Origin of the sequence: Limnohabitans sp. DCL3, assembly GCF_048019295.1 — a bacterium.
Lineage (GTDB): Bacteria > Pseudomonadota > Gammaproteobacteria > Burkholderiales > Burkholderiaceae_C > Limnohabitans_A.
The window spans coordinates 796018-814222 of the sequence record NZ_CP171842.1 but is presented as its reverse complement, the minus strand read 5'-3'; the positions used below and the strand labels follow the sequence as shown (position 1 = coordinate 814222).

Annotated in this window: 22 protein-coding genes; 10 read left to right on the top strand and 12 right to left on the bottom strand. The window is 59.0% G+C overall.

Annotated features, from left to right (window positions below):
• Window positions 1-72: 72 nt before the first annotated feature.
• From trmD to rpsP, 3 genes are read right to left on the bottom strand one after another with little or no spacing between them, the layout of a single operon-like run.
• Complete coding sequence (gene trmD / locus ACHEXK_RS03645; RefSeq protein ID WP_416548014.1) at window positions 73-870, bottom strand: tRNA (guanosine(37)-N1)-methyltransferase TrmD; 798 nt, start codon at window positions 868-870, stop codon at window positions 73-75.
• 28 nt (window positions 871-898) lie between these two features.
• Entirely contained in the window at window positions 899-1516 is a 618-nt protein-coding gene (gene rimM / locus ACHEXK_RS03640; RefSeq protein WP_416548013.1) for a ribosome maturation factor RimM, read from the bottom strand.
• A 16-nt stretch (window positions 1517-1532) separates the two neighbouring features.
• Window positions 1533-1784: a 30S ribosomal protein S16 gene (gene rpsP / locus ACHEXK_RS03635; RefSeq protein ID WP_019430383.1), complete on the bottom strand. Its 252-nt coding sequence runs from the start codon at window positions 1782-1784 to the stop codon at window positions 1533-1535.
• Window positions 1785-1921: 137 nt separating this feature from the next.
• Between rpsP and ACHEXK_RS03630 the strand changes: the two genes are divergently transcribed.
• Together ACHEXK_RS03630 and ACHEXK_RS03625 are read left to right on the top strand one after the other, a co-directional pair.
• Window positions 1922-2443, top strand: a complete 522-nt coding sequence (locus ACHEXK_RS03630; RefSeq protein ID WP_416548012.1) for a GNAT family N-acetyltransferase — start codon at window positions 1922-1924, stop codon at window positions 2441-2443.
• 7 nt (window positions 2444-2450) lie between these two features.
• The gene (locus ACHEXK_RS03625) at window positions 2451-2897 is read left to right on the top strand and encodes a hypothetical protein (protein WP_416548011.1); all 447 of its coding nucleotides are present in this window, start codon (window positions 2451-2453) and stop codon (window positions 2895-2897) included.
• A gap of 62 nt (window positions 2898-2959) precedes the next feature.
• On the opposite strand, the gene ACHEXK_RS03620 is transcribed toward ACHEXK_RS03625, so the two are convergent.
• The 6 genes from ACHEXK_RS03620 to ACHEXK_RS03595 are packed head-to-tail and all read right to left on the bottom strand — an operon-like array spanning window position 2960 to window position 7838.
• On the bottom strand, window positions 2960-3322 hold the full coding sequence (locus tag ACHEXK_RS03620; protein ID WP_416548010.1) for a DMT family protein: 363 nt from the start codon (window positions 3320-3322) through the stop codon (window positions 2960-2962).
• Window positions 3319-3798 (bottom strand): 2-amino-4-hydroxy-6-hydroxymethyldihydropteridine diphosphokinase, encoded by a 480-nt coding sequence (gene folK, locus ACHEXK_RS03615; RefSeq protein ID WP_416548009.1) that lies wholly within the window; start codon window positions 3796-3798, stop codon window positions 3319-3321. Before folK ends, ACHEXK_RS03620 begins: the two co-directional genes overlap by 4 nt.
• 29 nt (window positions 3799-3827) lie before the next feature.
• On the bottom strand, window positions 3828-5378 hold the full coding sequence (pcnB, locus tag ACHEXK_RS03610; protein ID WP_416548008.1) for a polynucleotide adenylyltransferase PcnB: 1551 nt from the start codon (window positions 5376-5378) through the stop codon (window positions 3828-3830).
• Window positions 5375-6043 carry an HAD family hydrolase gene (locus ACHEXK_RS03605; protein ID WP_416548007.1) on the bottom strand — a complete coding sequence of 223 codons (669 nt, stop codon included), beginning with the start codon at window positions 6041-6043 and terminating at the stop codon, window positions 5375-5377. The genes pcnB and ACHEXK_RS03605 overlap by 4 nt, the downstream gene beginning before the upstream one ends.
• The gene (gene hda / locus ACHEXK_RS03600) at window positions 6040-6726 is read right to left on the bottom strand and encodes a DnaA regulatory inactivator Hda (RefSeq protein WP_416548006.1); all 687 of its coding nucleotides are present in this window, start codon (window positions 6724-6726) and stop codon (window positions 6040-6042) included. Before hda ends, ACHEXK_RS03605 begins: the two co-directional genes overlap by 4 nt.
• Window positions 6723-7838: an AI-2E family transporter gene (locus tag ACHEXK_RS03595; RefSeq protein WP_416548005.1), complete on the bottom strand. Its 1116-nt coding sequence runs from the start codon at window positions 7836-7838 to the stop codon at window positions 6723-6725. Before ACHEXK_RS03595 ends, hda begins: the two co-directional genes overlap by 4 nt.
• A 129-nt stretch (window positions 7839-7967) precedes the next feature.
• Between ACHEXK_RS03595 and purM the strand changes: the two genes are divergently transcribed.
• Window positions 7968-9020 carry a phosphoribosylformylglycinamidine cyclo-ligase gene (gene purM, locus ACHEXK_RS03590; RefSeq protein ID WP_416548004.1) on the top strand — a complete coding sequence of 351 codons (1053 nt, stop codon included), beginning with the start codon at window positions 7968-7970 and terminating at the stop codon, window positions 9018-9020.
• A gap of 71 nt (window positions 9021-9091) precedes the next feature.
• Here purM and ACHEXK_RS03585 read toward each other — a convergent pair whose 3' ends face one another.
• Both ACHEXK_RS03585 and murJ read right to left on the bottom strand, forming a co-directional pair.
• Complete coding sequence (locus ACHEXK_RS03585; RefSeq protein WP_416548003.1) at window positions 9092-9952, bottom strand: SirB1 family protein; 861 nt, start codon at window positions 9950-9952, stop codon at window positions 9092-9094.
• Between the two features lie 18 nt (window positions 9953-9970).
• Complete coding sequence (murJ, locus tag ACHEXK_RS03580) at window positions 9971-11536, bottom strand: murein biosynthesis integral membrane protein MurJ (RefSeq protein ID WP_416548002.1); 1566 nt, start codon at window positions 11534-11536, stop codon at window positions 9971-9973.
• A gap of 166 nt (window positions 11537-11702) precedes the next feature.
• Between murJ and rpsT the strand changes: the two genes are divergently transcribed.
• Window positions 11703-12005: a 30S ribosomal protein S20 gene (gene rpsT / locus ACHEXK_RS03575; RefSeq protein WP_416548001.1), complete on the top strand. Its 303-nt coding sequence runs from the start codon at window positions 11703-11705 to the stop codon at window positions 12003-12005.
• Window positions 12006-12322: 317 nt separating this feature from the next.
• Here rpsT and ACHEXK_RS03570 read toward each other — a convergent pair whose 3' ends face one another.
• Window positions 12323-12643, bottom strand: a complete 321-nt coding sequence (locus ACHEXK_RS03570) for a DUF3579 domain-containing protein (RefSeq protein WP_416548000.1) — start codon at window positions 12641-12643, stop codon at window positions 12323-12325.
• 186 nt (window positions 12644-12829) lie between these two features.
• On the opposite strand from ACHEXK_RS03570, the gene ACHEXK_RS03565 reads away from it, so the two are divergent.
• From ACHEXK_RS03565 to kynA, 6 genes are all read left to right on the top strand, one after another.
• On the top strand, window positions 12830-14032 hold the full coding sequence (locus ACHEXK_RS03565; protein WP_416547999.1) for an aspartate aminotransferase family protein: 1203 nt from the start codon (window positions 12830-12832) through the stop codon (window positions 14030-14032).
• Window positions 14029-14967 carry an ornithine carbamoyltransferase gene (gene argF, locus ACHEXK_RS03560; RefSeq protein WP_416547998.1) on the top strand — a complete coding sequence of 313 codons (939 nt, stop codon included), beginning with the start codon at window positions 14029-14031 and terminating at the stop codon, window positions 14965-14967. Before ACHEXK_RS03565 ends, argF begins: the two co-directional genes overlap by 4 nt.
• A gap of 2 nt (window positions 14968-14969) precedes the next feature.
• A complete protein-coding gene (locus ACHEXK_RS03555; RefSeq protein ID WP_416547997.1) occupies window positions 14970-15278 on the top strand; it encodes a YkgJ family cysteine cluster protein in 309 nt (102 codons plus the stop codon).
• 63 nt (window positions 15279-15341) lie between these two features.
• Entirely contained in the window at window positions 15342-15968 is a 627-nt protein-coding gene (gene kynB / locus ACHEXK_RS03550; RefSeq protein WP_416547996.1) for an arylformamidase, read from the top strand.
• Between the two features lie 23 nt (window positions 15969-15991).
• The gene (kynU, locus tag ACHEXK_RS03545; protein ID WP_416547995.1) at window positions 15992-17278 is read left to right on the top strand and encodes a kynureninase; all 1287 of its coding nucleotides are present in this window, start codon (window positions 15992-15994) and stop codon (window positions 17276-17278) included.
• Between the two features lie 10 nt (window positions 17279-17288).
• Complete coding sequence (gene kynA, locus ACHEXK_RS03540; RefSeq protein ID WP_416547994.1) at window positions 17289-18167, top strand: tryptophan 2,3-dioxygenase; 879 nt, start codon at window positions 17289-17291, stop codon at window positions 18165-18167.
• Window positions 18168-18205 lie beyond the last annotated feature (38 nt).

Below are 18205 nucleotides of genomic sequence, written 5' to 3'. Positions count from 1 at the left end.
CTGTGCTGTAAAGGCCATACATGCGCATGACTGAGCCAGATCGCGGCGGGTAGAGGATCGAAAAGCCTTTGATTATAGCTTTTTCGAGTCCACACCGCCATTGTCTGAAGATGTGAGATGTCCAAGCTGCTGGATGAAAGCCTCGTCCTGACGACTCAGCTTGCCTGACAGACGGGCCTGCTCCAGCAATTCAGGGCGGTGCAACGCACTGAGGCGCAAACTTTGTTCGCGTCGCCAGCGCGCAATCTGAGCATGATGGCCCGACATCAATGCCGCCGGAACAGCGCAATCTTGCCAAACCTCTGGACGGGTGAAGTGCGGACTGTCCAGCAAACCGTCCAATGCAGGATTGAAGCTGTCTTGCTGGTGGCTGCCTTCATCATTGAGGACACCGGGCTGCAAACGGGCCACGGCATCCAGCAGGGCCATGGCGGCAATTTCTCCCCCTGAAAGCACAAAATCACCCAGGCTGATTTGCTGATCGACATATTGGTCAATGAACCGCTGATCGACACCTTCATAGCGACCACACAACATCACGGCCCCTGCGCTGTGCGACCACTTTTGCACCACAGCGTGACTCAGCACTTGTCCGATCGGCGAAAACAGCACCAAAGGGGCCGGATGGGCTTCCTGACGCTCAGCACGAATCGCCGTGAGGCATTTGAACAAGGGCTCAGCCAACATGACCATACCAGGACCACCGCCGAATGAGCGGTCATCGACGCGGCGGTAATTGCCTTCCGCGTGGTCCCGTGGATTCCAGAAATGCACATCCACCAAGCCGCTTTCGTAAGCACGGCGGGTGATGCCACTTGTCAAAAGCGGCTCAAAAAGCTCGGGGAACAGGGTGATGATGTCAAAGCGCATGGGGATGGCCCTCCACGGCCGAGGCCGATCAGTAGTCGGGCTGCCAATCGACCGTGATGCGCTTGCCGGACAAGTCCACACCATCGACGAACGCATCAACAAAAGGGATCATGCGCTCAATCGATTTGCCGCCTTCTGACGCTGGGGCCGCTTCAAGGACCAACACAGTTTGAGGACCCGTGGACATGAGTTCGCGCACTTGGCCAAGGTCAATGCCTTCACGGTTGACCACTTGCAAGCCAATCAGGTCCACCCAGTAATACTCACCCTCTGCAGCGGCAGGGAAGCTCGAGCGCGGAACAAAAATACGCGCACCGCGCAAGGCCTCGGCGGCGCTGCGGTCGTTGATGTCCTGGGCGCAGGCCACCACCGTGTCCGAATGGTCTTTGGCTTCTTTGACACACAACAACACAGGCTCAGTCCAAGCCGTTTGTTCCGTTTTGGATGTCGCCATTTCAGTCGCGCGTTGGGGTTTCATCGGCCTGTCAGGCGGCAACAAAAACCAGCGCTTGGAAGAAAAAAGCGCCTCAGGGGAGGCGCTGTAGGGCAAGACCTTGAACCAGCCTTTGATGCCCCAAGCATCGGCGATGCGTCCGATTTCAATGGCATCAGCCGGCAGTTCGGCTTTTTCCAAAGGGGGACGCATGGCCAAGGCGAGTCGATTAGGCGGCGGCTTTGCCAGCTTGGCGGATCAGGCGTTCCACGGTTGGAGAGGCCTGGGCACCAACGCTCTTCCAGTAGGTCAGACGGTCTTGAGCAATGCGCAGACCTTCTTCGCCACCTTTGGCTGTGGGGTTGTAAAAACCGATGCGCTCGAGGAAGCGACCATCGCGACGCACGCGCTTGTCGGCAACGACGATGTTGAAGAAAGGACGAGCTTTAGAGCCGCCGCGGTTCAAACGAATAACAACCATGATTTATCCTTGGGTGGTTGGGTCTCTTGGGAACAATTGCCAAGATGCCCGGTATCCTTCAGCATTTGAGACACGCAACTGGCCACCCGGCCAGTGACACACTGAAAAGCCCACCATTATACAACGGGAGCTCCGCCTTGCCTCTGATCCGACCCAGCCGCGATGAAGACATCGTCGCCATCACGGCCATTTACCACCACCACGTGCTCACAGGCACCGGCACTTTCGAGATCGATCCACCAACAGAGGCCGATATGGCCAGTCGCCGAGCCGATGTGCTGTCCAAAGGATTGCCCTACCTGGTGCTGGAAGACGATGGCCGTGTGATGGGTTTTGCCTATTGCAACTGGTTCAAACCACGCCCCGCCTACCGTTTTTCTGCCGAAGACTCCATCTACATGGCCCCCGATGCGCAAGGCAAGGGCATGGGCCGAGCCCTGCTGACCGAGTTGTGCACCCAGGCGGAACGCACAGGGGTGCGTAAATTTTTGGCTGTGATTGGGGATTCGGCGAATGCAGGATCGATTGGTGTCCACAAATCCGTGGGATTCAGCCATGTGGGCATCCTCCAGTCATGCGGATGGAAATTTGACCGCTGGCTGGATGTTGTGATGATGGAAAAGCCTTTGGGCCCAGGTGACAGCAGCCCTCCGCAATAATCACCTCATGAAAAACAAAACATTCGCGACCTGGTTGGCTTTTTGGACAGGTCCATTGGGCCTGCACCGTTTCTACCTTTATGGATTTTCGGACATGCTGGGTTGGCTGCTGCCCATCCCCACAGCGCTGGGTTTTTATGGCCTCGAGCGCGTGCAGCAATTCGGTCAGGACGACACGCTCAGCTGGATGCTGATTCCTTTGCTCGGCTTCACCATCGCCGGCTGTGCTCTCAACGCGATCATCTACGGCCTGACTTCCATCGAGAAATGGAATGCCAAATTCAACCCCCAGGGCGAAAAGCTTCACCCAGCTGGACGCACCAACTGGGGCACGATCATCGGTATTGCCACTGCATTATTGATGGGCACCACCGTCTTGATGGCCAGTTTGGTGTTCAGCTTCCAGCGCTACTTTGAGTACCAAATCGAAGCGGCGCGACTGATCAGTCAATGATGTCGCGAGCCCTCCAGGCCAAGCTGACACACTTCGCCCCAACATGACCGTGATGGCGCTGTCTAGGGGCTTCGGAAAATGAAGTAGACCGCTCCAACCATGCACAAGGCAGCCCACAGATAGTCCAGCTTGAACGGCTCCTTGAGGTAAAAAATGGCAAAGGGTACAAACACTGTCAAGGTGATGACCTCCTGCATGATCTTGAGCTGCGCCACACTGAACTGTGTGTAACCAATGCGGTTAGCAGGCACCTGCAACAGGTATTCAAACAAGGCAATGCTCCAACTCACCAAGGCCGCGGCATACCAGGGGGCTGTGGCCATGTTGCGCAGGTGCCCATACCAGGCAAAGGTCATGAACACGTTGCTGGCCAGCAACAGCAAAATGGTCTGTAGGGACACTGGCAAACTGATGAAAAAAGTCATGTTTGCGCCGCTCCATCGCGTTCGATAACTTGCCCCACCACACGGGCCATGTCTTCAGGCAACACACGCTGCGGCCACACATCGGCCAAGGGGTAAAGCACAAAAGCGCGCTCACGCCACCGCGGGTGGGGCAGCGTCAGGCGGGTGCTGTGCATGCAGGCATCGCCGTAAAACAGCAAATCCAAGTCCAGGGTGCGCGGTGCATTCACGTAGGGGCGCAAACGCCCCGCCTGGTGTTCAATGGCTTGCAAAGCGTCCAGCACATCGGGGGCGGTCAAACGCGTCTCGATGCGGACCACCGCGTTGACGAAGTCGGGCCCCTGGGCTTCATGGGGCGCTGTGCGGTACAGCGCGGAGCGGCCTGTGACTTCAATTCCGGGCCAACAGGCCAGTGCCTCGAAGGCCTGCTGCACAGCCGCACGGGCATCGCCCAAATTGGCCCCTAAGGCCACATAGGCGGTGACTGGGTCTCGCAAAATCGGCCCCCGTGGATCAGATCACAGACTCAAGCGGCGCTGCCGCCGTCATCCCCCACAGCGCCGGGCTTGCGGCGACGGCGGCGGCGTTTTTTGACTGCGCCCTCCTCGCTGCCTTCCGCCTCCGCGGCAGGACGGCTCTCGCCCGTCGTGGGCGCAGGCGCGCCTTCAGGTCGGGGTGCTCGGCGCACGCGTGGTTTGGCCGTTTGCGAGGCTTGTTGCTCGGCCTTGGCCGCCTGCACCAGATCTTCGCGCTCGGCATCGCTGGCCGTGCTGAACTCTTGCCACCAGTCGGCCAGGCGAACATCCACCTCTTCAATGTCTGCACGCAGACGCAAAAAGTCAAAGCCTGCGCGAAAGCGTGGCTGCTCGACCAAGCCAAAGGGGGTGCTGCCCACGCGTTTTTCAAAACGCGGTTGCATCATCCAAATTTCGCGCATGTCAGCGGCCAACTTACCGCGTCCCGACACATCGCCGATGCGTGCGTCAAACACCTCGTCAATCGCGTCTTGTAAAGCCGGATGCGGGTGTTCCTTGCGCGCCAAGCGTTTGGCCCAACCTTCGCGCACGTCGGCCCACAGCACGCAAGCGAGCAAAAAGCTGGGGGCTACGGGTTTGCCTTCCCCCACGCGGCGGTCGGTATCGGCCAGTGCCACCTGCACAAAGGGGCTCTCAGCCCGCTCGACAACCACATCCAGTAAGGGGTAAATGCCAGTGGCCAAGCCCAGATTTTTCAGTTGGGCAATGGAGGCCAAAGAGTGCCCGGTCTGCAGCAGCTTGAGCATTTCGTCAAACAAACGGCTTTGGGGCACATCGGCCAACAAAGTGGCCGACTGCGTCAGGGGTTTGGCGGTTTTGGCTTCAAGCTTGAAACCCAGCGGGCTGAGCTTGGCCGCAAAGCGCACGGCGCGGATGATGCGCACCGGGTCTTCGCGGTAACGCGCCACTGGGTCACCAATCATGCGCAAAACGCGTTTTTTAGAGTCCTGTATGCCGCCGTGGTAATCGACCACGATTTGCGACTCAGGGTCGTAGTACATGGCGTTCACCGTGAAGTCGCGGCGCGTGGCGTCTTCATCTTGTGGACCCCAGACGTTGTCGCGCAACACACGCCCCGATGAATCTACCGCGTGCTGCATGCCTTCAAGTTGTCGTTTGCTGGTGCGCTCGTTGCCCTTGACCTGCTCTGCAGCGACATTGTCCAAATGCGCCCGGAAGGTGGAGACCTCGATCACCTCGTTGTCGCGTCCCCGGCCGTAGACCACATGCACAATGCGAAAGCGCCGGCCAATGATGAAAGCACGGCGAAACAGGCCCTTGACTTGCTCGGGTGTGGCATTGGTGGCCACATCAAAATCTTTGGGGCGCAATCCCAGCAGCAAGTCACGCACCGCGCCACCCACCACATAAGCCTCGAATCCGGCCTGTTGCAGCGTGCGCGTGACGTTGATGGCACGTTCGTCCACCAAGTTGGGATCAATGCCGTGTACAGACGCGGGCACCTCGGTGCGGCGACCAAAATGGGGTTGGCTGTTTTTGGGCGCTTTACCCATCAGCTTGTCGATGAATTGTTTGATCATTCTTGAAAGAGGTCGAGGATGCGCCAGCCACGCTCTGTGGCGAGTTGACGCAACCGAGCGTCAGGGTTCGTTGCCACCGGATGGTGGGCTTTTTCCAGCAGTGGCAGGTCGTTCATGGAGTCCGAGTAGAACGTCATCTCCACGTCGCTCCAGGCCAAGCCTTTTTGGCCCAGCCAATGCGCCACCCGGGTGACTTTACCCTCGCGAAAAGAGGGCGTTCCCTGGATCTCGCCCGTGATCCAGCCGCTGGAATCACGCTCGAGGTCCACAGCGATCAACTCGCTCACACCGAAGGCCTGCGCAATCGGGCGGGTCACAAACTCGTTGGTGGCCGTCACGATCATGACCGTATCGCCTGCCTGTTGATGCGATCGTACCAGTGCCAGCGCCTCGGGCGTGATGCGAGGCCGGATCACTTCGTCCATGTAGCGGGCATGCGCATGGGCCGCTTCGGTCGCGCCGCGTTCGCGGGCAGCGCGCGTGGCAAAGCGCACATAGTCATGAATGTCCAGCGTACCCGCTTGGTAATGGGCGTAGAACTCGTCGTTGCGTTGGCCGAAGACCACCGGGTCGGTCCAACCCATTTCGGTGGTGAACACGCCCCAGGTGTGGTCCGAGTCCAATGGCAAAAGCGTGTGGTCCAAATCGAACAGGGCAAGTTTCATTCGTTCTCCAGCATCGCCCGTACCAAAGGAATGGTCAGGGCGCGTTGTGTTTGCAGTGCGTAGTGGTCCAAGTGGTCCAGCAGTTGCATCAGGCTGCCCAAATCACGCGAAAAGCGCTTGAGCATGTAAGACATGACCTCGTCGCTCAAAAACAGGCCCCGGGCATCGGCCTCTTGGCGCAGCACGGCGCGGCGTTCGGGCTCGCCCAGTACCTTCAGGGCGTCGATGTAGCCCCAGCCCAAGCGGCTGCGCAAGTCGTCTCGCAGTTTCAGATCAGCGGGAGGTAACGCGCCTGCGGCCAAAACCCAGCGAGGTGTACCGCTGCGCGGTGTGAGGGCGTTGACAAACCAATTGAATGCGGTGTGTTGCTGCTCGAGGTTGTAAAGGTGCACATCATCCATCAACACCGCGGCCCATTCATCCTTGAACTCGGGCGGGTCCATGGTGTGGGCATCCAGCCAGCCCACTTGAGCGCCTTGCTCTTTGAGCGCGTGGTGAACAGCATGCAACAAATGGGTTTTGCCGCAACCGCTTTCACCCCACAAATAACTGGGAACAGGCGAACGGTTTGGGGACGATGTCCACAAACGCAGGTGGCTCAGCGCCCCTTCATTCGGACCTGCAAAGAAATTGTCGAGCGTGGGCGTGGATGCCAAGCCAATGTCCAAAGCCAGCTGCTTCATGCCTGATCGGGTCCTTTTTCAAGCGAAACCGAACCGGTTTGACGGTAAAGATCGCTTTGTAAATAGTGCGCACGCAAACGGCGCAAGCCCACCAACAAGACGGCACTGGCAGGCAAGGCGATCAGCACGCCCACAAAACCCAACAACTGGCCAAAGGCCATCAAAGCCAAAATGACGGCCAGGGGGTGCAAGCCAATGCGCTCCCCCACCAGTCGGGGCGTCAACACAAAGCTCTCCATCAACTGCCCAAAACCGTAGACCACAGCCACCATCAGCAGCGCTTGGGACGGTGCCAACTGCAATAAACCGGCCAACAGCGCCAACAGCAGGCCAAGGCCAAAGCCCAAATAAGGCACAAACACGGCCAACCCGGTGAACACCCCGATGGGCAGGGCCAAATCAAGGCCGAAAAAATGGAGTCCTAGCGAATAAAAAACGGCCAAAGCCAGCATCACCAGAAGCTGCCCACGCAGGTACTCACCCAGCACGTCGTCACAGTCGCTCATGAAGCCGTCAAAACGTTCGCGCCAAGCCGGTGGCACCAATTCGAGCACGCTGTTGACCAGCCGAGTCCCGTCGTTGAGCATGTAAAACAAAGCCACAGGGACCAGCACCGCATAACCAGCCAAAGCCAAGGCCACGCTACCGCCAAGTTTGAGCGAGGACATCAGCGGAGCCCACCAGTCTTCACGGTTAGCGCTCAGGTAAGTCACCAGCTGTTTTTTCAAGTCGGCCAGATCCAACGAGACATTCAGCCCCAATTGGGCCAGCAAAGGGTTGATGGCATCGGCCAAGCGGTCGAGCAGCATGGGCAATTGTTGCTGCAGCAGAGGCCATTCACGAACCAGAATCGGCACCAGCAACAAGAACAAGCCCCCAAGGGCCAGCAAAGCCAGTGCCTCAACCAGCACCACAGCCAGCGAACGCGGCAGACCCCCTCCGGTCAAGCGCTCCAGTTTGAGGACCATGGGATGCAACACATAAGCCATGACCGCCGCAATGACGAACGGCGCAAGCACAGGGGCCAGTAGCCAGAAAACCAGCACGGCAGCCATGGCCAGACCCAGCCACGCGGCCAGTCGGGTCATGAAAAATGGAAGAGGAGCTTGCATGCGGTCTCTTGTTTTGCAAGGGTCAGACCCCTGCGCTCAGGGCTAACCCTTAAAATAAGCATTGATTTTAGTCTGCCAGCCCGTTTATTGGCCCCCTCCCCATTCACAAGCCCCATTCGGGCCCAAACCATGACCCAAACCCCTCTTTCCTACAAAGACGCCGGCGTCGACATCGTTGCAGGCGATGCCCTGGTCGAGCGCATCAAACCCCTGGCCAAAAAAACCATGCGCGAAGGCGTGCTGGCTGGCATAGGCGGTTTTGGCGCGCTGTTTGAAGTGCCCAAACGTTACAAAGAACCCGTGCTGGTCAGTGGCACGGACGGCGTAGGCACCAAACTCAAACTGGCTTTTGAATGGCAAATGCATGACACCGTGGGCATCGACTTGGTGGCCATGAGCGTGAACGACGTGCTGGTGCAAGGCGCTGAGCCTCTTTTCTTTCTCGACTACTTTGCATGTGGCAAGCTGGACGTGGACACGGCCGCGGCTGTGGTGGGCGGCATTGCCAAAGGCTGCGAGTTGTCGGGCTGCGCCCTGATCGGCGGTGAAACGGCCGAGATGCCTGGCATGTACCCTGCTGGTGAATACGATTTGGCGGGTTTTGCGGTTGGTGCGGTCGAAAAGTCCAAAATTCTCACCGGTCAGAACGTGAAAGCTGGCGACGTGGTGCTGGGCCTGGCTTCGAGCGGCGTGCACTCCAACGGTTTCAGTCTGGTGCGCAAATGCATCGAACGCGCAAGTGATAACGCCCCTGTCACGCTCGATGGCAAGCCCTTCAAGCAAGCCTTGATGGAGCCTACCCGACTGTATGTGTTGAATGTGCTGGCGGCCCTGGCCCAGCACCCTAACACGGAAGAAAACTCTGGCATCAAGGCCTTGGCACACATCACCGGGGGAGGCTTGCTTGAAAACATTCCCCGCGTCCTGCCCGATGGCTTAGCCGCCCACCTGAGCAAGGGCAGCTGGCCCCAGACTGAACTTTTTGCTTGGCTGCAGCAAACTGCAGGCATTGACGACAACGAAATGAACCGCACCTTCAACAACGGCATCGGCATGGTGGTGGTGGTAGACGCTGCCGAGGCCGAAAGCTGCGCAGCGACCTTGCGCAATGCCGGTGAGCAGGTCTACACCATCGGTCGCATTGTTGCGCAAGGCGAAGGCGCGCAGGTGGTTGTGGCGTAAAGGACAAATGCGCTGGCCCAACCAGCCGCCAGCCTCTACAACTTTCAGCCATGCCCAGCCTGGGCATGGCCTCAAAGGGCAGAAAGTTCAGACACCCGGTTTCTCAGTGCCACGTTGTCTGGCGCAGTAGGTTCGGCTTGAAGATAAACGCGCAAATCGCTCAACGCTTCATGCACATGTCCCAATTCGGCGTGCACCAGGCCCCGATCCCGCCTTTCCGTCCAGACCTCTGGCAACAAGACCACCAGTCGGTCGAGCACCTGCAGCATGCGCGGCCAATCCTCTTGCGCTCGAAAAATTTCTTTCAAATTCCGCAGCATTCGGGCCAGGACCTCGCGGGGTGGACAAGCTTGCAAATACAGACCCAAAGGGGTTTCCCCTTCGTCCAAATCGGCGGCTGCCGTCTGGTCCGCAGGCGCTCGAAAGGGGCTCAATCTGTCCGACAAGGTGTTCAACCCCAAAGACTCCCCCGTGAGCGGGTCCAATACCACCAAGCCATCCTTCAGGGCCACCTTGACCAGGAAGTGACCGGGGAAAGAAATACCCTGTGCATGCAGGCCCAGGGCCTGCGCCAATTCAAGCCAAATCACCGCCAAAGAAATCGGGATGCCTCGGCGTGTGCGCAGGACTTCATTCAAGTAACTGTTTTCTGGGGCGTAGTAATCGTTGGCGTTGGCACCAAAACCCAGATCACGGTAAAAGACCTGGGTCAAAATCGCCAGTTGGGTCAGGTCATCGGCCTTTTCGGGCAGGCGCGCTTGAACCCGGCGCAACAAACGCGCGACATCATCCAACACATGCTGCACATCCACGCTGGGTTCTTCGTCTTGCGCCAAGCTGGCAGCGGCCTCCAGCAACGGAAAATGTTCATCACTTTGCACGAGGCTGGCAAAGTAACTGAGCGGCGTGGGCGATGACAAATTCAACAGCATGCGTATTGCGGACACCACTCAGGGTTTGAGAAAGGCTTTGAGTCGCAAGCCCGTGGCCCACAAGACCCCGAAATAAAGGATGGCCGAGCAGAGCAAAACGCTCACCATCCAACCGATACGCAGCCAGGCCTCTTGGCGCATGGCCACCCAATTCAGCTGGTTGGCAGCCAACCACAGCAAGCCGGTCAAAAAACCCGTGGCCAGCAGAACTCGCAAGCCAAAGCGCCACCAGCCGGGCTGGGGTTTGTAGGTACCTCGACGCAACAAGCCCAGCAACAACCACAGGGCATTGACCAAAGCACCCAAACCTATCGACAAGGCCAAGCCAGCATGGGCCCAATAAGGCACCAACAACACGTTGAAGATTTGGGTGAGCACCAACACCACCACCGCGATCCGCACAGGCGTGCGGACATCTTGGCTGGCGTAGTAGCCCGGCGCCAGCACTTTGATGGCCACCAAGCCCAGCAAGCCCACGCCGTAGCCCGTCAGGGCCAACGTGGTTTGCTGCACATCCCGGTCAGTGAACGCGCCGTAATGGTAGAGAACAGACACCAGTGGTTGTGAGAACACCAGCAAAGCAGCGGCACATGGCAACGCCAGCAGCAACACCAGACGCAAGCCCCAATCGAGCATGGCGGCATAGCGTTCGCTGTCGCCTGTGGCTTTGGCTGCAGCCAATTGCGGCATCAGGACGACCCCCAACGCCACACCCAAAATGGCCGTTGGGAACTCCATCAGACGGTCCGCATAAGTGAGCCAACTCACGCTGCCAGGGGCCAAATGCGAAGCGATCTGCGTGTTAATGAGCAAGGAAATTTGGGCAACACCCACGCCCAGCAGAGCAGGCCCCATCAAGCGCAAGATATGCAAGGTGGCGGGGTTGGTCCAAGCCTTTTGGATGGCAGACGGCCCAAGCCCGATGCGGGGCAACAAACCCAATCTGGCCAGAGCAGGTATCTGAACTGCCAATTGCAAAAATCCGCCCAACATCACGCCAACGGGCAGCGCATAAATGGACTCGAACCCATGGCGACTGAGCCACGGTGCCAGCAGCCAAGCTGCCGCGATCACACTGACATTGAGCAGCACAGGCGTGGCTGCTGGGACAGCAAAACGTTTCCAAGTGTTCAAAATACCGGCGGACAAAGCCACCATGGACATGAAGGCGATGTAGGGAAACATCCAACGCGTCATGTGGACGGCTGCGTTGTAACCCCGGGCCTCTTGCTGCAGACCACTGGCCAGCGCCCAAACCAACCAGGGTGAAGCCAACACCCCCAAGACAGACAAGGCCAGCACCGACCAAGCCAAAGCCGTGGCCACGCTGTCAATCACCTGTTTGGTCGCCTCCTCGCCATGTTGGGCACGACTGGCCGCCAGCACCGGCACAAACGCCTGGCTGAACGCACCTTCGGCAAACAAGCGCCGAAAAAGGTTAGGAATGCGAAAAGCCACATTGAAGGCATCGGTCAAAGCACTGGCCCCGAACAGAGAGGCGATCAGCAGCTCGCGCACCAAACCCGTGACCCGGGAGGCCAGGGTAAAAATCGACACGACAGAGGCTGATCGAAGGAGGCTCACAGTGGGCGAGTGTAGCGGCCACAGCGCTCCGTCAACATCCACGCGCCTGACAGGCCACGCCAGTACCTCGCGCGAAGCGCTGCCGAAGTGTTCAAACAGGGTTCCCAGCTCTGCTAGAATGCTGGGTTCGCTGGACATCATCCTCAGACACTGAAAGACTTTACATATGGCATCCGCTAAACCCAAAAAGAAAAACCCCCGTCTTGCTTCCGGCCGTAAACGCGTCCGTCAGGACGTCAAAATCAATGCTGCAAATTCTTCGCTGCGTTCCAAATACCGCACTGCTGTGAAAAACGTCGAAAAAGCCGTTGCTGCAGGCGATAAGACCAAAGCCACAGAGTTGTTTGCCAAAATGCAGACCGTGGTGGACATCATTGCCGACAAAGGCATCTTCCACAAAAACAAAGCAGCTCGTGACAAGAGCCGCCTGAGCGCCAAAGTCAAGACTTTGGCCCTCGCAACAGCCTGATCCGCTCACTCAGATCAACAGCCCGGCGAGGCTCAGTCCTCGCTGCCGTTTGAAACGGGTGCGCTGTCCGCGAACACTGAACCGCCTTGGTGCAAACCAACGGCGGTTTTTTCATGTCTTTTTGGCAGATTGGCAGAGGCTGAATTGGGACTTTTCAGAGGCCGAGTTGGGGCCATCGCCGGGCTCCTCATGACTCGCTTCGCTCGCAGAAATCGTCACCCGGCGATGGCCCCAACCCAGCGAGGCGCATTGCAATCTTCTGAATCAAATCCCGCCAGCAACAAAAAACCGCCCTATGACGGTCGGTCTTTTGGTTCTTATTTTTTGGGCGGTGGGTCGGGCAGCAAACAGGCCTCGACCACCTGCAGGCCATTGTCGCGGGCAAAATTCATCACGAAGTCCCAAGCCATGACATCGTGATCACGAAGGTCTTTGTGAACCACCACACATTTCACATCGCCCATGGTGGTTGGAATACACCAAGGCGAATAGCTCAGGTGACTGCCTGGCACAGCACCACCTGGACGAAATGGGCTCATGACACCTGCCAAGCGCTCTGCCCAGTCGCTGGGCCTGAAAGTCTTTCCGTCCTGGGTGATGCCCTGAATAAAGACTTCTTTGGCTGTGTTGGAGACCATCGGATAGAGGTGTTGGAGTGGGTGCGAAACGCACCGGGATCGCCGCTGCTTTCGTTGTGCTGGAATTGTATCTTATATAAGACTTCAGACTTGTGACGGATGACAGCCAAGCGTCACACAAAGCCTCTAAAATAATATTCTGCCGGCCCTCCAACATGGGCCGATTTTTATTTCAGGAGTTCACGCATGTCCGCTTTCGTTGAAGCCGCCTCACCGCACACCATGAACACCTATGGCCGACTGCCGATTGCACTCAGCCATGGCCAGGGTTGCCGAGTCTGGGACGTCAATGGCAAGTCTTATTTGGACGCGCTGGCCGGCATTGCGGTGAACACCTTGGGCCACAACCACCCCGAGTTGGTTCCTGCACTGCAAGACCAGTTGAGCCAAATGATCCACAGCTGCAACTACTTCCACGTGCCCAACGCCGAAGTGCTGGCGGCCAAATTGGTCGAACTGTCGGGCATGACCAATGTGTTTTTTTGCTGCACGGGCCTGGAAGCCAATGAAGCGGCGATCAAGTTGGCGCGCAAGTTTGGGCACGACAAGGGCATCGACAAGCCCGAAATCGTGGTCTACGAAAAAGCCTTTCACGGCCGCAGCATCGCCACCCTGAGCGCCACCGCCAACGAAAAGCTGAAAAAAGGCTTTGGACCCATGCTCGAAGGCTTTGTGCGTGTGCCAGTCAACGACATCGAGGCACTGAAAAAAGCCACCGAAGGCAACCCCAATGTGGTGGCGGTGTTCATGGAGACCATTCAAGGCGAAGGCGGCATCAACCCGATGCGCATCGAATACCTGCAGCAAGTGCGCGCCCTGTGCGACCAAAAAGACTGGCTGATGATGATCGACGAAGTGCAATGCGGTATGGGCCGCACCGGTAAATGGTTCGCCCACCAGTGGGCGGGCATCGTGCCGGATGTGATGCCGCTGGCCAAAGGTCTGGGTTCGGGTGTGCCGATCGGTGCGGTGGTGGCTGGCCCCAAAGCAGCCCACATCTTCCAGCCCGGCAACCACGGCACCACCTTCGGCGGTAACCCTTTGGCCATGCGCGCCGGGGTCGAGACCATCCGCATCATGGAAAAAGACGGCCTCATGTCCAACGCTGCAAAAGTGGGCACACATTTGCACGGTGCGCTCGATCAGGCACTCACCGGCATCGCAGGCGTCAAAGAAGTGCGCGGCCAGGGCCTGATGCTGGGCATTGAACTGGACCGGCCGTGTGGCCCGATCTGGAGCCGTGCCGCAGAAGCTGGACTGCTGCTGAGCGTGACGGCCGACAGCGTGATCCGATTGGTGCCGCCGCTCATCATGACCGAAGCTGAAGCCGACGAAGTCGTGGCGATTTTGGTCCCCTTGATCACCACCTTTTTGGCAGAACAACCATGAGTGCCTCTGCCCCAGCGCCCGTTCGGCATTACCTGCAATTCTCGGATTTAAGTGCCGATGAGTACGCGCATGTCCTGGCACGTGCGGCAGAGATCAAGCGCAAGTTCAAGGCCTACGAAAAATACCACCCACTGGCGGACCGCACACTGGCCATGATTTTCGAAAAAGCCAGCACCCGCACACGCGTGAGTTTTGAAGCCGGGATGTACCAGCTGGGCGGCTCGGTGGTGCACCTGACGACGGGCGACAGCCAGCTGGGCCGCGCCGAGCCCATCGAAGACAGCGCCCGCGTGATCAGCCGCATGACCGACATCGTCATGATCCGCACCTACGGTCAAGACAAGATCGAGCGCTTTGCCTCGCACTCGCGCGTGCCCGTGATCAACGGCTTGACCAACGAGTTCCACCCTTGCCAGATCCTGGCTGACATCTTCACTTACATCGAGCATCGGGGCTCTATTGAGGGCAAGACAGTGGCTTGGGTGGGTGATGGCAACAACATGGCCAACACCTGGCTGCAGGCGGCCGAGTTGCTGGGCTTTACGGTGCATGTGAGCACCCCCAGCGGCTATGAAGTCAACGAAAGCGTGGCGGCCCTCAAGGGCAAGGCCAACTTCAAGCTCTTCAGCGACCCACTCGAAGCCTGCCGAGGTGCCGACCTGGTCACCACCGATGTGTGGACCAGCATGGGTTACGAGGCCGAAAACGAGGCCCGCAAAAAAGCCTTTGCCAACTGGTGCGTGGACGAAGCCATGATGCAGGTCGCCAAGCCCGACGCCTTGTTCATGCACTGCCTGCCCGCGCACCGGGGCGAAGAGGTCAGCGCCGAAGTCATCGACGGACCCCAGTCGGTGGTCTGGGACGAAGCCGAAAACCGCATGCATGTGCAAAAAGCCCTCATGGAATTTTTGCTGTTGGGTCGTGTGAACGCCTGAGCATGTCCAACTGCACCACCTGCGGCGCTTGCTGCGTGAGCTTTCGGGTGGACTTTTCCGTGTACGAATACGAAGAAGGCGGCGGTGATGTGCCCGCTGGGTTGGCCTCGCCGATTACCGAGCACACCTGCCGCATGCGCGGCACAGACCACAGCCCACCGCGCTGTGCCGCGCTTTACGGCAAAACCGGCGAAAAAGCGATCTGCGGCATCTACGAATGGCGCCCTTCGCCTTGTCGCGAATTTGAAGAAGGCAGTCCAGCCTGCGAACAAGCCCGCCGCCGACACGGCCTGGCTGCGTTGAACGCCTGAATTTCACGGGTGTTGGAAATAACCGACACCATGGTTTTTGGTGAGATGCTACCTTCGCTCACCATGAAAAAACTTTGGGACATCTCCCCACCTGTCGATGGGCAAAGCCCGGTTTTTCCGGGCGACACGCCCTACACCCAAGAATGGGCGGCCAAGCTGTCTGAAAATTGTCCCGTCAACGTCAGCGCCATCACCCTGTCACCGCATGTGGGCGCACATGCCGATGCCCCACTGCACTACGACCCGCAAGGTGCGGCGGTAGGCGCTATGGACTTGCTGCCTTTTCTGGGCCGCTGCCGCGTCATTCATGTCTTGGACGCAGGCCCATTGATCACCATCGCCCAACTTCAGCGGTCACTGCGCGATCTGCCCGAGAGGGTACTTGTGCGCACTTACCGCCAGTTCCCGAGCCAACACTTCGACACCCAACTCACTGGCTTTGACCCCGCATGCGTGCAGCACCTGGCCGACCTGGGGGTGCGGCTGATCGGCACCGACAGCGCCAGCATCGACCCGGCTGACAGCAAAGCCTTGCCCAGCCACCAAGTCATCCGCCAGTGCGACCTGCGCGTGCTGGAAAACCTGGTGCTTGATGAGGTGCCCGAGGGTGATTACGAACTGATCGCCCTGCCCCTGAAACTCATGAGCGCCGACGCCAGCCCCGTGCGGGCAGTCTTGCGCGAGCTTTGAAACACGCTTTGTCCAACACACCCATGATGAACCTCACCCCCACTTTACAAGACTGCGAACTGTTGGATTTACAAGACCCCTTGCGCAGCCTGCGCGATCAATTTAATTTGCCACCCGGCGTGATTTACCTGGACGGCAACTCGCTGGGTGTGTTGCCCAAAACCGCACCGGCACGAGTGGCCCATGCTGTCACGCACGAATGGGGCACTGACCTGATCCAAAGCTGGAACACCGCGGGCTGGTTCACCCTGCCCCAGCGCGTGGGCGACAAGATCGCCCGCGTCATTGGCGCTCAAGCGGGCGAGGTGATCGCCGCCGACAGCACCTCGATCAACCTGTTCAAAGTGCTGGCCGCCGCGTTGTACATCGCCAAGGCCGACCACCCGCACAAAACCACAATCGTCAGCGAGCGCAGCAATTTCCCAACCGATCTGTACATCGCAGAGGCCTTGTGCAAAGAGCGTGGCTACACCCTGCAACTGGTCGAAGCCGATGAGATCGCGGCTGCGCTGCAAGCCGATGTGGCCGTGCTCATGCTCACCCATGTGAACTACCGCACCGGGGCCATGCATGACATGCAGGCCCTCACCGCACAGGCCCACGCCCAACGTATTTTGACGGTGTGGGACTTGGCGCACAGCGCCGGTGCCGTGCCCGTCGACTTGAACGGCTCGGGGGCGGATTTTGCGGTGGGCTGTGGCTACAAATACCTCAATGGTGGCCCCGGCGCACCGGCTTTTGTGTGGGTGCACCCACAGCACACCGACCGCTTTTGGCAGCCCCTGGCCGGCTGGTGGGGCCACGCCGCACCCTTTGCCTTCACGCCCGACTATCAGCCCGCCAAGGGCATCACGCGCTACCAGTGCGGCACTCAACCGATCTTGAGCCTCACCGCGCTTGACTGCGGGCTCGACGCTTTTCTGGCCGCAGAGCCGCTGGGCGGCATGGCCGCGCTGCGCCAAAAATCGCTGGCGCTCACGGGCCTGTTCATGCAACTGGTGCGCACCCGCCTGCACGGCCACGGCTTTGGCATCGCCACCCCGGCCGAAGAAACCCTGCGCGGCTCTCAAGTGAGCCTGACCCGAGCCGAAGGCGCTTACGCCATCGTGCAGGCCTTGATCGCACGCGGCGTGATTGGCGACTTCCGGGCGGGCGATGGCGGCCTGCACGCTGACATCCTGCGCTTTGGTTTCACACCGCTGTATGTGGGCTATGCCGACGTGTGGCAGGCCGCTGAGCACCTGTGCCAAGTGATGCAAAGTGGCGAGTGGCAGGACGCCCGCTTTGCACACAAGAACGCCGTGACCTGAAAGTCTTGTCATGAGTTCCTGCCCTTTCTCATCCGCCCCTCAGCGCAGCGATGCCACAGGCGAGCGCATCGTGCACGATGAAAAAGCCCAGCTCGACTTTGACGGTCGCATGAGCTACGGCGACTACTTGCAGCTCGACGCCATCCTGAATGCGCAAAAGCCGCTCTCGCCTGACCACAACGAGATGCTGTTCATCGTGCAGCACCAAACCAGCGAGCTGTGGATGAAGTTGATGCTGCACGAGTTGCAAGCAGCCATCCACCACATCGCGACCGACGAACTGCCCGACGCATTCAAAAAACTCGCCCGCGTCAGCAAGATCATGGAACAACTCGTCCATGCTTGGGATGTGCTGGCCACCATGACCCCCCCTGAGTACAGCGCCATTCGCCCTTACTTGGCGCAGTCCAGTGGTTTTCAAAGCTGGCAATACCGCTGCATCGAGTTTTCGATGGGCAACAAGAATGCCGCCATGCTGCAGCCTCATGCGCATCGCCCCGACCTTTCAGCCACCGTGCAGGCGGCCTACGAAGCACCCTCGCTTTACGACGAATGCTTGCGCCTCTTGAAACGGCGTGGTCTGAACGTGCCAGAGGACCACACGCAACGCGACTGGCGCCAGCCCTACCCTGCCAGCGAGGCGGTCGAAATCGCCTGGCTCGAGGTCTACCGTGACCCCAAGCAGCACTGGGACCTGTACCAACTGGGCGAAGAGCTGACCGACTTGGAAGACGCTTTTCGTTTGTGGCGCTTTCGGCACGTCACCACGGTGGAACGCGTGATCGGCTTCAAGCGGGGCACCGGTGGCACAGGCGGCGTGAGCTACCTGCGCAAGATGCTCGACACCGTGCTTTTCCCCGAAATTTGGACGCTGCGCACCCAACTGTGAACAGCATCACCTGCAACAGAACCTCAGGTGACTCACCC